This window comes from Burkholderia sp. BE17 (assembly GCF_009362305.1).
GTDB classification, from domain to species: Bacteria; Pseudomonadota; Gammaproteobacteria; order Burkholderiales; family Burkholderiaceae; genus Burkholderia; species Burkholderia pyrrocinia_C.
Map to the genome: position 1 here is coordinate 117,587 of NZ_WHNU01000012.1, position 14,014 is coordinate 131,600.

Below are 14,014 nucleotides of genomic sequence, written 5' to 3' on the forward strand. Positions count from 1 at the left end.
AACGGCCTCAAGTAAGCGGCGCGTTTGCCGTTTACCCCGGTGAATTCGTCCACCGGGCGTTCGCTTTCCCTTACCGAGTCGTTGCCATGTTCTCGTCCATCCGCGCCCGCATCCTTGCCGCGTGCGTCGCCATTGTCGTATTCGCGCTCGTCGCCACCACGCTGATCAACTACTTCATCGCACGCTCGTACAACGACGACGCGATCGACCGCAACCTGACCTCAGTCGCGAACGGCCACGTGGTCGGGATCGCCGACTGGGTCGCCACCCGGAGCCGGATGATCGCGTCGCTGCAGGATGCCGCGCTGGCGCCCGATCCGCTGCCGGTGTTCAAGCAGATGGCCGCGGCCGGCGGCTTCACGAACGTCTACGCGGGCTACGCCGACAAGACGTTCCGCTTCTCCGACCCGACCGGCATCCCGCCCGACTACGATCCGACCGGCCGCCCGTGGTACAAGCAGGCCGCGCAGGCCGGCAAGCCGGTCGTCACGCCGCCTTACGTCGACGCCGGCACCGGCAACCTGGTCGTCACGTTCGCGGTGCCGATCCTGCGCGACGGCGCGCTGAAGGGCGTCGTCGCCGCGGACGTCGCCATGGACAGCGTGATCGCGAACGTGAAGTCGATCCACCCGACACCCGCGAGCTTCGGGATGTTGATCGACAGCAGCGGCCACGTCGTCGCGCACCCGGACCCGAAGCTCACGCTGAAGCCGGTCGCCGACGTGTCGCCCGAGTTCGGTGCGACGAGCGCCGCGTCGGTCGCGGCCGCGACCGCGCCCGTCGAGGTCAGTGTCGGCGGCGATGCGAAGCTGGTGCGCGCGCGGCCCGTGCCGGGCACCGACTGGTACGCGCTGGTGCTGCTCGACAAGACCGAGGCGACGGCCGGGATGCGCTCGCTGCTGACCGCATCGCTGATCACGCTGGTCGTGATCGTCGGCGTCGCGTCGCTGATCATCGGCGCGATCACCGCGACCGCGTTCCGCCGCCTGTCGCAGGTGCGCCAGGCAATGGCCGCGATCGGCTCGGGTGCGGGCGACCTGACGCGGCGCCTGCCGGCCGACGGCCGAGACGAAGTCGCCGACATCGCGCGCTCGTTCAACAGTTTCGTCGACAAGCTGAACGACGTGATGCGCCAGATCCGCGACGCGAGCGAATCGGTGCGCACGGCTGCGAACGAAATCGCGGCGGGCAACCAGGACCTGTCGTCGCGCACCGAATCGGCGGCGGCGAGCCTCGAGGAAACGGCCGCTTCGATGGAGGAAATCACGGCCACCGTCGGCCAGTCGGCGGCGGCGGCCGGCCAGGCCGACGAACGCGCGGCGGCCGCGTCGCGGATCGCGTCGCACGGCGGCGTGGTCGTGTCGGACGTCGTCGCGACGATGGGGAAGATCGAGGAAGCGTCGGGCCGGATCGGCGACATCATCGGCGTGATCGACGGGATCGCGTTCCAGACCAACATCCTCGCGCTGAATGCGGCCGTCGAAGCGGCGCGCGCGGGCGAGCAGGGCCGCGGCTTTGCGGTCGTCGCGCAGGAAGTGCGCAGCCTCGCGCAACGCAGCGCACAGGCCGCGCGCGAAGTGAAGGTGCTGGTCGAATCGACGGTCGCAAGCGTGTCGGCAGGGTCCGGGCAGGTGCGCCAGGCCGGTGACACGATGCGCGAGATCGTGTCCAACGTGTCGAACGTGACGACGATCATTTCCGAGATCACGCATGCGGCGAACGAGCAGACGCGCGGCATCCAGGAAGTGAATCGCGCGGTCACGCAACTCGACGAAATGGTGCAGCAGAACGCGGCGCTCGTCGAACAGTCGACGGCGGCGGCAACCGCGCTGCAGTCGCAGGCGAACGCACTGGCGACGACGGTCGGGCAGTTCAAGGTTTCGTGACGCGGCCCGCCGGAGGCGCGGCCACGCCGCTCAGGAGCAGCCTCGGTCGCGCATCAGCGCGAGCCGGTTGTAGAGCGTCTTCAGGCTGATCCCGAGCGCTTTCGCCGCGCGCGGCTTGTTGCCGTCGAAATGACGCAGCGTCGCCGCGATGAAGCGCTGCTGCGCATGGTGCAGCGTCGCGCCGAGCGGCAGCGCCATCGCGTTCTCCGACGTGCGGTCCGGCGGCATCGGCTGCTTCGGCAGCGCGACGTCGATGCCGTCGTCCGCCAGGATGTACGCGCGCTCGATCGTGTTGTGCAGCTCGCGCACGTTGCCGGGCCACGAATATGCGCGCAGCGCCGCGATCGCCGCGTCGGTCAGCCGCTTGTGCAAGCGGTGCCGCGCGTTCAGCGTATCGACGAATTCCCGCGCGATCGCCTCGATGTCGCCGTCGCGCTGGCGCAGCGGCGGCACGTACAGCGCGAACGCGGCGAGGCGGTAGAACAGGTCCTCGCGCAGCCGGCCGTCGCGCACGGCGTCGGCCGGATTGTGGCGGGTGGCCGATACGATGCGCACGTCGAGCGGAATCGGCTCGGTGCCGCCCACCCGCACGATCGCGTTCGATTCGATGGCCCGCAGCAGCTTCACCTGCAGCGCAGCGGGCATTTCCGCGATCTCGTCGAGCAGCAGCGTGCCGCCGCGCGCGGCTTCGAAAAAACCTTCCCGCTGCGCGATCGCGCCGGTGAAACTGCCTTTCTCGTGCCCGAACAGCTGCGACTCGGCGATATCGGGTGGAATCGCGCCGCAGTTTACGGGCACGAACGGGCCGTCCCGCCGCGCACTGAGATCGTGCAGCCGGCGCGCGACGATATCCTTGCCGACCCCGCTTTCGCCGGCAATCATCACGCTCGCGCGGGTCGGTGCGATTTTCTCGATGCGGCCGAGCAGCGTGCGCATCGCGGACGACCGGCCGGACAGCCGGCGACCGTCTGCGCGCTGCTTCAGCCGGTTTGCGGTTTCACCCATCTGCGTTGGCGGGCCGTTTTGAAAATCGGCATCGCGCGTTCCGTTCATTGCAATATTTATCATGGACAGCGAAACGGCCGCGAAGGTGCCGCTGAATAGGAATTTCCAATGTGCGCGGCGCGGGCGGAAGGCATCGTCCATCGGTCTTTCCGCAAGTAGGGAGCGATTGCGCCATCCAGGGTCGCACCGCTGCTTTTTTACAGAAACCCGATGAAAAAACCGGTCGCGATCGTATTCAGCCCGGGCCCACCGCGACCTCGACTGGTACCGGACCGGCCGCGACCGAACAGGCAGACGGCACGACGCCCCGTCCCATCATCCTGTGTCCGAACACCGTTCCAGGCCCGCATCGGGTATGTCGCTTGCTGACATCACCATGCTCGCCCGGCACACTCGACCGCATCCCGGATGGCCGACAAGCGGCACGATGCCGCGCGACGGAAGCCGGCGCGATGCAAGGATGCAATGAGGACCCTGATCCGTGAGGTGCTACGGCAGGGTGCATGGGTCGTGCTGGCCGTCGGGCTGGCGTCCGCGCTGCAGGCGTGGGCGATTCGCGTCGTCGGCGAGCACGCGCCATTTGCGCCGCTGCCTTTCTATGCGGCCGTTGCGGCTGCCGCGTGGCTGACGTCGTTCGGCGGCGGCCTGGCGGCGATCGCCGCGAGCGTGGCTGCAATGGGCACGCTGTGGTGGCGCGATGCGCCGCTGGCCACGTTGCTCACGCAGGCCGGCATGTTTGTCGCGATCGGTTTCGTCGAGTGCGTGCTCGTGATGGCCGTGAAGCCATTGCTCGCGAACGATCGTCTGCGCGAAATCGATCGTCTGCGCGAAATCGATGACGACGGCAACGGCGACGCGCGTTCGCCGCACCGCGAGCCCGCACCCGCCGCGCGCGCGCCTGACGACGGCCAGCTGCGCCGTGTGGTCGACGCGTCGCCCGATGCGATCGTCGGGGTCGACGCCGCGCGGCGGATCACGAGCTGGAATCCGGCCGCGTGGCGGATCTTCGGGATCGACGCGGCACAGGCAACCGGGCGCGACGTCGTTTCGATGATCGCGCCGCGCTGGTTGCGGCTGCATCCGGTGCCCGCATCGTTCGCGAACCTGCATGCGCCGGTCGGGCCGCTCGACGTGCTGTGCGTGCGTCGCGACGGCGGCCGCTTTCGTGCGACGTTCGCCGCGTCGCCGATCGTCGACGCGCAGGGCAACTGCACGGGCCTGTCGATGACGCTGCGCGAAGCGCGCGAACGCCGCCGCGGCGAGCAGCGCGACCTGCGTTCGCTGCGCGGCGCGCGCGACGCGCGGGCGCAGGCCGACTCGTCGAACCGGCTGAAGGACGAGTTGCTGGCTACGGTGTCGCACGAACTGCGCACGCCGGTGAACGTGATCTACGGCTGGGTCGAGGTGCTGCGCAACGTCGACGGGCCGGGCTTCGCGCAACAGGCGATCGACGCGATCGATCGCAGCGCGCGATCGCTGTCGCACATGGTCGGCGACCTGATCGACGCATCGTCGCTCGCGACAGGCCGGCTGCGCCTCGAACACGTGCCGGTCGATCTCGTGCGGATCGTGCGCGACGCCGTGCGCGAACTCGACGCGACGGCACAGGCGAGCGGGCTCGCGCTGTCGACCGAGTATTCGATGCCGACCTGCGTGATTCCGGCGGACGGCGAGCGCGTGCGCCAGATCCTGTCGAACCTGCTGTCCAACGCGATCAAGTTCACGCCGCCGGGCGGGCGCATCACCGTGTCGCTGACGCGCGCGGGCGAGCGCGTGCGGCTGTCGGTCGCCGATACGGGGCAAGGCATTGCGGCGGAATACCTGCCGCACCTGTTCGAGACGTTCAACCGGCCCGAAGGCGCGTTCGCGACACCGAAACGCGGCCTCGGGCTCGGCCTGTCGATCGTGCGCGACATCGCGCAACTGCACGGCGGCGACGTCGTCGCAACGAGTGCGGGCGCCGGACGCGGGACGACCGTGACGGTCACGTTGCCGGCCGGCTGGGACGACGACGATCCGGCCGGACAACCGGCGCGCGCGACGGGCGGGCCGGCTGCGGTCGTGCTCGACGGCCGGCGCGTGCTCGTCGTCGACGACGACGCGACGTCGCGCGCCAGCCTCGCCGCGGCACTCGAAACGCTGGGCGCGCAGGTATCGACCGCACAGTCGGGGCACGATGCACTCGACGCAGTGGAACGGCATCCGCCGAGCGTCGTGCTGTCGGATCTCGCGATGCCCGACGGCGACGGCTTCTGGCTGCTCGATCACATTCGGCATTTGCCGGGCGGCGGCGGACACTTGCCGGTCGTCGCGGTCACCGCGCACGCCGGCAACGCCGACCGCCGCCGCGTGCTGGCCGCCGGCTTCGATGCGTATCTGTGCAAGCCGGTCGACATGCCGACGCTGGCGAGCGTGATCGTCGACGTCGCGCCGGACGATTCACGCAACGGGAAAGCGCGCGATCGGTAGCAGCGGACACAGCGGGTACGTGGAGCAAAGGCGCATGGACCGATTCCTTTACATCGGTCGAACGTCCCGAGTGACGGAAAACCGCGCGGGCCGGCCCGCTCCGTCTCGCATACGGAGGTCCCCGGATGAACACGAATCGGATGAACCGGGACGAACGCCGGCCGGCGGCATGCGCGCTGGCCGCTGCCACCGGCGCACTGGCGTTCGCGCTCTCGCATGCGCAGGCGCCGCCTGCTTCGTCGGTGCAGGTCGCGCCGGGCGTCGTCAACCCCGGCCCGACCGCCGACGAGGCCGCCATGACGCAGCGGCCGACCGGCATCGATGCCGAGTTCGTCGACAAGGCCGCGATGCTCGGCAAGGTCGAACGACAGGCCAGCCAGCTCGCGCTCGACCGCTCGTCGAACCCGGACGTGAAGGCATTCGCGCGACGGATCGTCGACGATCACGCGCGCATCGCCGGCGAGTTGCGGCAGCTTGGCGCGCAAAAGGGCGTACCGGTCCAGACGCGGATGCTTGTCGATCCCGCGGTGACGGCATTGCGAGCGAAGGATGGCCACGCGTTCGATACGGCCTATGTCGCGCTGGCGGGCCCGCGCGCGCACGAGGCGGCGATCCGGCTCTACGAAGCCGAGGCGCGCAACGGCCGCGACCCGCAACTTCGCGCATTCGCGGCCCGCGCGCTGCCGGCGCTGAGAGCGCATCTGGCCGCCGCGCGGCAACTCGCGCAGACGGTGGCGGCCGCGCACTGAATCGCGTTGCAGCCGGCCGATTTCAACGCTTGCGCCGGCCGTCGTCTTCGGGGCCGCCCGGCGACGCCTCGTACGGCGGCGAGTCGAGCGCCGTTTCGCCTTCCTCGATCAGCCAGTACGGCGCACTGTCGTAGTACGCATGCAGTGCCTCGGCCCAGTTCGGGTCGGCCATTGCCGGCCAGCGGTCGTGGTCGAAGCCGGGTGCTTCGCGCACCCGTTCGGCGGCAACGGGCAGCACGAAGCATTTGCACTCGACGTCGAGTATCAGCGCGTTCCACGGCACCGCGAGCAGCTTGTCGCCGTTCCCGCTCCCGCGTACGCCGCGCGACGCGACGACCGCATACGCGATCCGACCGGACCGCACGTCGAGCATGATGTCGGTGATCTTGCCGATGTCGTCGCCGTCCATCGTCAGCACGCGATCGCCTTCTAGCGTGCGGGCGGCCATCACGTCGGGCCCCGGGCCGCCTGCGTGCGGGCGGCGGCCGGCGCCGACAATGCGCGCGGCGTCGCGCGACGGTTTGTCCGTTGTCATCGAAAACCTCCTGGTCGAAACGGCAACCCGGCGCACGCGCGAATCGCGTGCGTGTGCGCATCGCACCCCCGCAGCGGGCCGCGCGGAACGCGGGGGCGCGTGTGTCAGCGCCGACGCGGCAGCGATACGTCCTCGAGCGTATTGGCGAGCTCGTCGCGCTCCGGGCCACCCGCGCGCGTCGCGATGTCGCCGAGCGACACGATGCCGACGAGCCGCAGGCTGCTGTCGAGCACCGGCATTCGATGCAACTGCACGTCGGCCATCCGCTGCTGGACGTCCCCGACGCCGTCGTCCTCGACGCACCACTGAACGGGGGCGGATGCGACCGCCTGCACGGGCGTATCGGACGAATGGCCATGTGACAGCGCCCGCACCGCGAGGTCGCGGTCGGTCACGATCGCGACGAGTTCGGTGCCGTCGCAAACCGGCAGCACGCCGATATCGAAGCGCCGCATCAATTCGGCCGCATGGCGAATCGTGTCGGTCGGCGCGACGCACACCACGTCGCGCGACATGATCTCGTTGACGCGATACATGAAGCCTCCTTCGTGAGCGAGTCGATTCCTGAGCAGATGCCGTGCCGCGCGCGCGTCGCGCACGCCGGCCCTCGTCGGCCGGGCGACGGAGAAATTTGCCAGCCCGCTTGTACATCTTCCACGCAGGCAATAGCGAGCGGGCGGCAAGAGAGGTCAGTGGCCGATGCCGGTCATCGCGACGATCGCGAGCACCACGGCGCTTTCGATCGCCGCCAGCGTCGCGACGCCGGCGGCACCGCGGATTTCACGCCATCGGCGTTCAAGGATTTTCATCAGATCACTCCGGATTTCGCCGGCCCGCCGATGTGCCGCAGCGCATCGCGAGCCGGGTGCCGCCGTCAGCCGTGATCGCGGGGCGGGGAAGGGACGTGCGGCGCGCGACGTTTGTGCTCGCCGGACGGCTTGACGGGGTCGATACGCGTCGCACCGCCGACGGCGGGCGGGTCGCTGGCCGGGAACGTCTCCTCGAGCCCTTCGTCGATGCGCTCCTCCGTCTTCTTGTCTTCGGACGGCGGGCGGGACGTGGCGAGCCGGAGCAGGCCGGCAGCCGGTGACACGGCGTCGCGGCGGCCGGGGGCGTGAACGTTCATGGTCGAACCTCCTTGGTCATCGATGCAGGCGCAAGCGCCGTGCCTGCGCGGCATCGGCGGCACGGTGCTTGCACGCCGGGGAAGCCGGCCGGTGCATCGGGCATGACCCGCGCGCCGTCGGCGTGGACGAGAGGACATCGTGATGAATGCATCCAAGAAAAGGATACGTTACGACGCGAACGTATGCGGCGGCGATTTCGGCCACGTGCGCGAGCGGTTCGACGCGTGGAAGCGCGAGTCGCTGTTCTATCGGCCCGAACGGCGCGTGTTCGCCGGCAAGGACGAGGTGCGCGAACTGAACGCCATCGTCTACGACGGTCCCGAACGCGCGCAGCGGGCGCTCGTCGCGCAATGCGCGCCGTCCGATCCGTTCGCGCTCGCGGTACGGCTGGTCGCGGAAGGGCGCACGATGTGGCTGGTGATGGCGGCCTACGACGACTGACCGCACGGCAGCCTGCGACGGATCGTGCAACGTGCACGGCGCGGGAGCGGGCACGCCGCTTGCGCGCCGCCGCAGCGCCATCGAGATGCGCGCCGTCGCGCCCGAGTGATATGAAGACGCCATTCACGCTGCACCGCCCCGAACCGACACCCGACGTCGGCCCCGATCCGACGCCGCCCGGGCACGACGATCCCGTCGATCCGCCCGTGCCCGACGGGCTGCCGCACGGCGATCCGCCGTCGCACCCGCCGCCGATACGGATGCCGGGCGGGCGCGGTGTGCCGCAACCGGCCGCACGACCACTGAAAGGAGGACCCTCATGGACATTCACGTGCTATCGCCAGACAAGCGCGCGATCGCTCAGGTGCTGGGCCGCTATTTCGAATCGCGCTCGTTGCGTTATCACATCGAGGAGTTGCCGGGCGGCGTGCTGCATATCGGCTTTCGCGCCAGCGGCCACCCGGTCGCCGTCACCGTATCGTTCGACGATGCCGCGTACGACACCTACACGCACTGGGACGCCAGCCAGAAGCAGCTCGCGCTCGGGCGGCTCGCGGACGGCTTCTCGCGGATGATGTCGACGCGCAGCCCGGCCGCGCTGGCCGGCGACTATCACGTCGAGCGTTTCTGATCACGCAACGCTTCGCCCATCCACTCCGGAACGAGGCAAAGTGCCCGCGCGCAGCGGGCGCTTTGCGTCTGCGCGCGCGTCGCGTAGGATGTCCGTTAATTCAGCGCACGCTACGTTCGCGCCGCAGGCTGCCCGCCGCTGCAGCCGAAGAGGCTGCGATGCGCTTTCCCTCAGGTTCGTTTCGCGCAACCGACGGAGACCACCTTGATGACTGTCGCTCGCTCGTTGCTGTCACCCGGCGCACGCCGGTTCGTATCCGGCCTGTCGGCATGCGCGGCGCTCGCCGCGGCCGGCGCCCGCGAAGCGTCGGCCCAGACACCTTCGCCGCTCGGCGAGTGGCAATACTCGGCGGGCGTGCCGCTCGAGAAACTGTTCGATCCGACCATCTCGACCTGGCAGGTCAGCGTCGGCGCCGCGATGACGCTGCAGCCGCGCTATGCGGGCTCCGACCGCTATCGCGTGATGGGCGGCCCGAATCTCGACATCCGCTATCGCGACCTGTTCTTCCTGTCGACCGGCGAGGGCCTGGGCGCGAACGTGCTGCGCGGGCCGAACTGGCGCGTGAGCCTGTCGGTCGGTTATGACCTCGGGCGCCGCTCGGCCGACGATCTCGGCCACCTGAACGGCCTCGACAACATCAACGCGGCGCCGGTGATGAAGCTGTCGGCCGATTACGTGATCTCGAAGGAATTCCCGCTCGTGCTGCGCGCGGATGTCCGGCGCAGCATTGGCGGCTCGAACGGCTGGACCGGCGATTTCTCCGCGTACATGCCGATGCCGGGCAGCAACGAAAACTTCTTCTGGTTCGCGGGGCCGACCGTATCGTTCGCCGACTCGCGCTACATGAACAGCTGGTTCGGCGTGAGCCAGGGCGCCGCCGCGCGCTCGGGGCTGCCGGCCTATTCGTCGGGCGCGGGGATCAAGTCGGCCGGCGTGGGCGTGACGATGGTCTGGTTCGTGAACAAGCACTGGTTCGTGACGATGGACGGCGCCATCGAGCAGCTCGTCGGCCGTGCGGCGCGCAGCCCGATCACGCAACAGTCGACCAACGGCGTGTTCGACATGTCGGTGAATTACCAGTTTTGATCCCGGCGTCTTGACCGGGCAGCGGCACGCGGCAATTCCCGTCACATTTGATATGATTCCGACCTGTACAAACGTACAGTGATCGATTCCCGTGACGCCCGCTTCGCCGACGCCCCCGGCGTTTTACTACCTGACCAATTTCGAACGCGCGCTGGCCTGGCTCGGCGAGCGTTACGACGACCTGCTCGACCATCAGGAGCGGGCGTTCGTTCGCGATTTCGCGTCGCTGCCGCAGGCGTCGCGCGCGCTGCTCGTGCGCATGCTGATGCGCAACGGGTCCGACTTTCGCGCAAGCAAGCTCGCGTACGACGAAATCGGCTGCACGCTCGACGCGGCCGCGCCGCTCGCCGAGCTCGGCTGGGTCGATCCGGCGCCCGCGCTGACGCTCGACGAGCTGTTCGCGCTGTCGACCAAGGCCGAGTTGCTGCGCATCTTCCCGTCGCTCGCCGCGCATGCGGGCGAGCGCAAGCCCGAATGGCTCGAACGGCTGCGGCCCGCGCACGACGCCGCGCAGCCGCTCGACGCGTGGTGCACGCAGGCCGGCGACCGCGTGCTGCGCGTGACGGTCGGCGCGCTGTGCGACCGGCTGCGCCTGATGTTCTTCGGCAATCTCCATCAGGACTGGAGCGAATTCGTGCTCGCCGATCTCGGCGTGTTCCAGTACGAAAGCGTGCCGATCGCGCCGTCGTCGCGCGCGTTCCAGCAGCGCGGCGACGTCGACGCGTATCTCGCGCTGCAGATGTGCCGCGACGCGCTCGACGCGTGGCCCGACGATCTGCCGTTCGACGACCTGCTGCGCGCGATCGACGCGGTGGGCTGTGCGCAGCCGTGGCTCGCGACGCGTCGCGCGAAGCTGCTGTTCGCGCTCGGGCAAACCTGCGAGCGCCGCGCCGACTGGGCCGCCGCGCTCGATGCTTACACGCGCAGCGCATGGCCCGGCAGCCGCCATCGGCGCATCCGCGTGCTCGAACGCTGCGGGCGGGACGACGACGCGCTCGCGCTGGCGCTCGATGCGCGCGGCGGTTTCGAGAGCGACGAGGAGCGCCAGCGCGTCGAGCGCATGCTGCCGCGCCTGCAGCGCCGCGTCGGCCAGCGCGTCGAACGCGCGGCCGCCGCGCCGGACGTGCCGCGCGAGACGCTCGTGCTGGCGCGTCCCGATGCGTTCGTCAGCGTCGAATTCGCGGTGCGCGACCATCTCGCGCAGCCGGCGTCGCCGGTTCATTACGTCGAAAACACGCTGATCAATTCGCTGTTCGGGCTGCTGTGCTGGGAGCCCGTGTTCGCGGCGGTGCCCGGCGCATTCTTCCACCCGTTCCAGCGCGGCCCGGCCGACCTGCACGCACCCGATTTCGCCGCGCGCCGCGCGGACGCGTTCGCCGCCTGTTTCGCGCAGCTCGATTCGGGCGCGTATCGCGACACGATCCGCCGGCATTACGCAATGAAGGCAGGGCTGCAGTCGCCGTTCGTGTTCTGGGGCGTGCTGACTGACGAACTGCTCGACGAGGCGCTCGCGTGCCTGCCGCCCGAGCACCTGCGGCTGTGGTTCGCGCGCCTGCTCGCGGATATCCGCAGCAACCGCTCGGGGCTGCCCGATCTCGTGCGCTTCTGGCCCGGCGAGCGCAGCTACGAGCTGATCGAGGTGAAGGGCCCCGGAGACCGGCTGCAGGACAACCAGACGCGCTGGCTCGCGTATTGCGTCGCGCACGGCATTCCGGTGCGCGTCGTCGATGTCGAGTGGGCCGGCGCCAATGTTGCCCACGCCGAAGCCGCGAGGCTGTCCGCGTGAGCTACGTCGTCGCGGTGCGGGCAATGTGCGAGTTCACCGCGCGGCGCGGCGATCTCGACCTGCGCTTCACGCCCGCGCCGACCGCGCTAGAAGGGATCGCCGGCCACGGCGCGGTCACGTCGAACCGCGGCGCGCGCTACGAAACCGAGATCGCGCTGACGGGCACGTGGGGCACGCTCACCGTGCGCGGTCGCGCGGACGGCTACGACCCCGTGGCGAACCGCCTAGAGGAAATCAAGACCTATCGCGGCAGCCTCGACGCGATGCCGGCGAACCACCGTGCGCTGCACTGGGCGCAGGCGAAGGTCTATGCGCACCTGATGTGCGACGCGCGCGGCCTCGCGGAAATCGACGTCGCGCTCGTGTATTTCGACATCGTGTCCGAGCGCGAGACCGTGCTGACGGAAACGCTGGACGCCGGCACGCTTGCAGCGTTCTTTGCCGAGCAGTGCGCATGTTTCGTCGGCTGGGCCGAGCGCGAGACGGCCCATCGCGCGGCGCGCGATGCGGCGCTGCGCGCGCTCGCGTTTCCGCACGGGCAGTTCCGCAGCGGCCAGCGCGAGCTGGCGGTCGCCGTCTATCGCGCTGCGCGCGACGAGCGCTGCCTGATGGCGCAGGCGCCGACCGGCATCGGCAAGACGCTCGGCACCGTGTTCCCGCTGCTGAAGGCGTGCGGCGAGGGCGAACTCGACCATGTGTTCTTCCTCACCGCGAAAACGCCCGGACGCGCGCTCGCGCTCGAAGCGGCGACGACGCTCGGCGCCGGCACGCCCGCGCTGCCGCTGCGCGTGCTGGAGCTGGTTGCCCGCGACAAGGCGTGCGAGCATCCGGACAAGGCGTGCCACGGCGAATCGTGCCCGCTCGCGCAAGGTTTCTACGACCGGCTGCCGGCCGCGCGCGACGCCGCGATCGGCGCCGGGCTGCTCGATCGCGATACCGTGCGCGCGGCCGCGCTCGCGCACGACGTCTGCCCGTACTACCTCGCGCAGGAGCTCGCGCGCTGGTCGGACATGATGATCGGCGACTACAACTACTACTACGACGGCAGCGCGATGCTGCACACGCTCGCGCAGCAGAACCAGTGGCGCGTCGGCGTGCTCGTCGACGAAGCGCACAACCTGCTCGACCGTGCGCGCAAGATGTACAGCGCGTCGCTCGACCCGTTCGCGTTCGCGGCCGCGCGCGAAGCCGCGCCCGCGGCACTGCGCAAGGCGTTCGACCGGCTCGCCCGCGCATGGGGCGCGGTCAATCGCGCGCAGGCCGAACGCTATGCGGCGTATCCGGACATTCCGGGCCCGATCGTATCGGCCGTGCAGAACCTCGTCGCGGCGATCGGCGAACACCTGACCGACGCGCCGCGCGCGAACGGCGACGCGCTGCTGCGTTTTCATTTCGAGGCGATCCAGTTCGGCGTGCTCGCCGAAGCCTTCGACAGCGCATCGATCTTCGACGCGACGCTGCAGGGCGAACCGATGCCGCGCCAGCCGGCGCTCGACGGCGTCGCGTCGGCCGGCCGCCGGCGCCGCGTCCAGTCGACGCTGTGCGTGCGCAACGTGATCCCGGCCGGTTTTCTCGCGCCGCGCTACGAAGCCGCGCGTGCAACCGTGCTGTTCTCGGGCACGCTGAGCCCGTTCCATTTCTACCGAGACACGCTCGGGCTGCCCGGCGATACCGGATGGCTCGACGTCGACGGGCCGTTCCGCGCCGAGCAACTGACGGTGCGCGTCGCGAGCCATGTATCGACGCGCTGGCGCGACCGCGACCGTTCGCTCGAACCGATCGCCGACCTGATCGCCGCGCAATTTGCGGCTCGGCCCGGCAACTACCTCGGTTTCCTGAGCAGCTTCGATTACCTCGGGCGCGTGGTCGCGCTGATGCAAGCGCGCCACCCGGACGTGCCGGTGTGGGCGCAGGCGCCCGGCATGGCGGAAAGCGAGCGCGATGCGTTTCTCGCGCGCTTCGCCGCGGGCGGGCGCAGTGTCGGCTTCGCGGTGCTGGGCGGCGCGTTCTCGGAAGGCGTGGACCTGGTCGGCGAACGGCTGATCGGCGCATTCATCGCGACGCTCGGGTTGCCGCAGGTCAACGATGTCAACGAGCAGATGCGGCGCGCGATGGACGCGCGCTTCGGCAACGGCTACGACTACATGTACCTGTATCCGGGCCTGCAGAAGGTCGTGCAGGCGGCCGGGCGCGTGATCCGCACCGAGCACGACGAAGGCGTCGTGCATTTGATCGACGATCGTTATCGGCGGCGGGAAGTGCGCGATCTGCTGCCTCGGTGGTGGCGGATCGGGTGAAG

At 69.7% G+C, this 14,014-nt stretch carries 12 protein-coding genes; 8 read left to right on the forward strand and 4 right to left on the reverse strand.

Going from position 1 to position 14,014, the window contains the following annotated elements; genetic code table 11:
* Positions 1 to 86 precede the first annotated feature (86 nt).
* Positions 87 to 1,886, forward strand: a complete 1,800-nt coding sequence (locus GD429_RS12880) for a methyl-accepting chemotaxis protein (RefSeq protein WP_152857272.1) — start codon at positions 87 to 89, stop codon at positions 1,884 to 1,886.
* A 30-nt stretch (positions 1,887 to 1,916) separates the two neighbouring features.
* On the opposite strand, the gene GD429_RS12885 is transcribed toward GD429_RS12880, so the two are convergent.
* Positions 1,917 to 2,954, reverse strand: a complete 1,038-nt coding sequence (locus tag GD429_RS12885; RefSeq protein ID WP_152857273.1) for a sigma-54 interaction domain-containing protein — start codon at positions 2,952 to 2,954, stop codon at positions 1,917 to 1,919.
* Positions 2,955 to 3,356: 402 nt separating this feature from the next.
* Between GD429_RS12885 and GD429_RS12890 the strand changes: the two genes are divergently transcribed.
* Together GD429_RS12890 and GD429_RS12895 are read left to right on the forward strand one after the other, a co-directional pair.
* Positions 3,357 to 5,360, forward strand: coding sequence for an ATP-binding protein (locus GD429_RS12890; protein ID WP_152857274.1), 2,004 nt, complete (start codon positions 3,357 to 3,359; stop codon positions 5,358 to 5,360).
* 125 nt (positions 5,361 to 5,485) lie between these two features.
* Positions 5,486 to 6,109, forward strand: coding sequence for a DUF4142 domain-containing protein (locus tag GD429_RS12895; RefSeq protein ID WP_152857275.1), 624 nt, complete (start codon positions 5,486 to 5,488; stop codon positions 6,107 to 6,109).
* Between the two features lie 22 nt (positions 6,110 to 6,131).
* Here GD429_RS12895 and GD429_RS12900 read toward each other — a convergent pair whose 3' ends face one another.
* From GD429_RS12900 to GD429_RS12910, 3 genes are all read right to left on the reverse strand, one after another.
* Positions 6,132 to 6,644, reverse strand: a complete 513-nt coding sequence (locus GD429_RS12900; protein ID WP_152857276.1) for a PRC-barrel domain-containing protein — start codon at positions 6,642 to 6,644, stop codon at positions 6,132 to 6,134.
* Positions 6,645 to 6,748: 104 nt separating this feature from the next.
* Positions 6,749 to 7,180, reverse strand: a complete 432-nt coding sequence (locus GD429_RS12905) for a CBS domain-containing protein (RefSeq protein WP_152857277.1) — start codon at positions 7,178 to 7,180, stop codon at positions 6,749 to 6,751.
* A 338-nt stretch (positions 7,181 to 7,518) separates the two neighbouring features.
* On the reverse strand, positions 7,519 to 7,770 hold the full coding sequence (locus GD429_RS12910; protein ID WP_152857278.1) for a hypothetical protein: 252 nt from the start codon (positions 7,768 to 7,770) through the stop codon (positions 7,519 to 7,521).
* 142 nt (positions 7,771 to 7,912) lie between these two features.
* Here GD429_RS12910 and GD429_RS12915 point away from each other — a divergent pair, with 142 nt between their 5' ends.
* The 5 genes from GD429_RS12915 (at position 7,913) to GD429_RS12935 (ending at position 14,012) form a co-directional block, all read left to right on the forward strand.
* A complete protein-coding gene (locus tag GD429_RS12915) occupies positions 7,913 to 8,212 on the forward strand; it encodes a hypothetical protein (protein WP_152857279.1) in 300 nt (99 codons plus the stop codon).
* Positions 8,213 to 8,531: 319 nt separating this feature from the next.
* Positions 8,532 to 8,843, forward strand: coding sequence for a hypothetical protein (locus GD429_RS12920; protein ID WP_152857280.1), 312 nt, complete (start codon positions 8,532 to 8,534; stop codon positions 8,841 to 8,843).
* A 207-nt stretch (positions 8,844 to 9,050) separates the two neighbouring features.
* Positions 9,051 to 9,929 carry a MipA/OmpV family protein gene (locus tag GD429_RS12925; protein ID WP_152857281.1) on the forward strand — a complete coding sequence of 293 codons (879 nt, stop codon included), beginning with the start codon at positions 9,051 to 9,053 and terminating at the stop codon, positions 9,927 to 9,929.
* Between the two features lie 91 nt (positions 9,930 to 10,020).
* Positions 10,021 to 11,715: a VRR-NUC domain-containing protein gene (locus GD429_RS12930; protein ID WP_321574577.1), complete on the forward strand. Its 1,695-nt coding sequence runs from the start codon at positions 10,021 to 10,023 to the stop codon at positions 11,713 to 11,715.
* Positions 11,712 to 14,012, forward strand: a complete 2,301-nt coding sequence (locus GD429_RS12935; RefSeq protein WP_321574578.1) for an ATP-dependent DNA helicase — start codon at positions 11,712 to 11,714, stop codon at positions 14,010 to 14,012. Before GD429_RS12930 ends, GD429_RS12935 begins: the two co-directional genes overlap by 4 nt.
* Positions 14,013 to 14,014: the final 2 nt, after the last annotated feature.

Excerpts from the sequence above, each read along its gene's own strand:
- GD429_RS12910 (WP_152857278.1), bottom strand. The coding sequence starts at position 7,770 with ATGAACGTTCACGCCCCCGGCCGCCGCGACGCCGTGTCACCGGCTGCC.
- GD429_RS12905 (WP_152857277.1), bottom strand. The coding sequence starts at position 7,180 with ATGTATCGCGTCAACGAGATCATGTCGCGCGACGTGGTGTGCGTCGCG.
- GD429_RS12885 (WP_152857273.1), bottom strand. The coding sequence starts at position 2,954 with ATGATAAATATTGCAATGAACGGAACGCGCGATGCCGATTTTCAAAAC.
- GD429_RS12915 (WP_152857279.1), top strand. The coding sequence starts at position 7,913 with ATGAATGCATCCAAGAAAAGGATACGTTACGACGCGAACGTATGCGGC.
- GD429_RS12900 (WP_152857276.1), bottom strand. The coding sequence starts at position 6,644 with ATGACAACGGACAAACCGTCGCGCGACGCCGCGCGCATTGTCGGCGCC.
- GD429_RS12920 (WP_152857280.1), top strand. The coding sequence starts at position 8,532 with ATGGACATTCACGTGCTATCGCCAGACAAGCGCGCGATCGCTCAGGTG.
- GD429_RS12880 (WP_152857272.1), top strand. The coding sequence starts at position 87 with ATGTTCTCGTCCATCCGCGCCCGCATCCTTGCCGCGTGCGTCGCCATT.
- GD429_RS12890 (WP_152857274.1), top strand. The coding sequence starts at position 3,357 with ATGAGGACCCTGATCCGTGAGGTGCTACGGCAGGGTGCATGGGTCGTG.
- GD429_RS12925 (WP_152857281.1), top strand. The coding sequence starts at position 9,051 with ATGACTGTCGCTCGCTCGTTGCTGTCACCCGGCGCACGCCGGTTCGTA.
- GD429_RS12895 (WP_152857275.1), top strand. The coding sequence starts at position 5,486 with ATGAACACGAATCGGATGAACCGGGACGAACGCCGGCCGGCGGCATGC.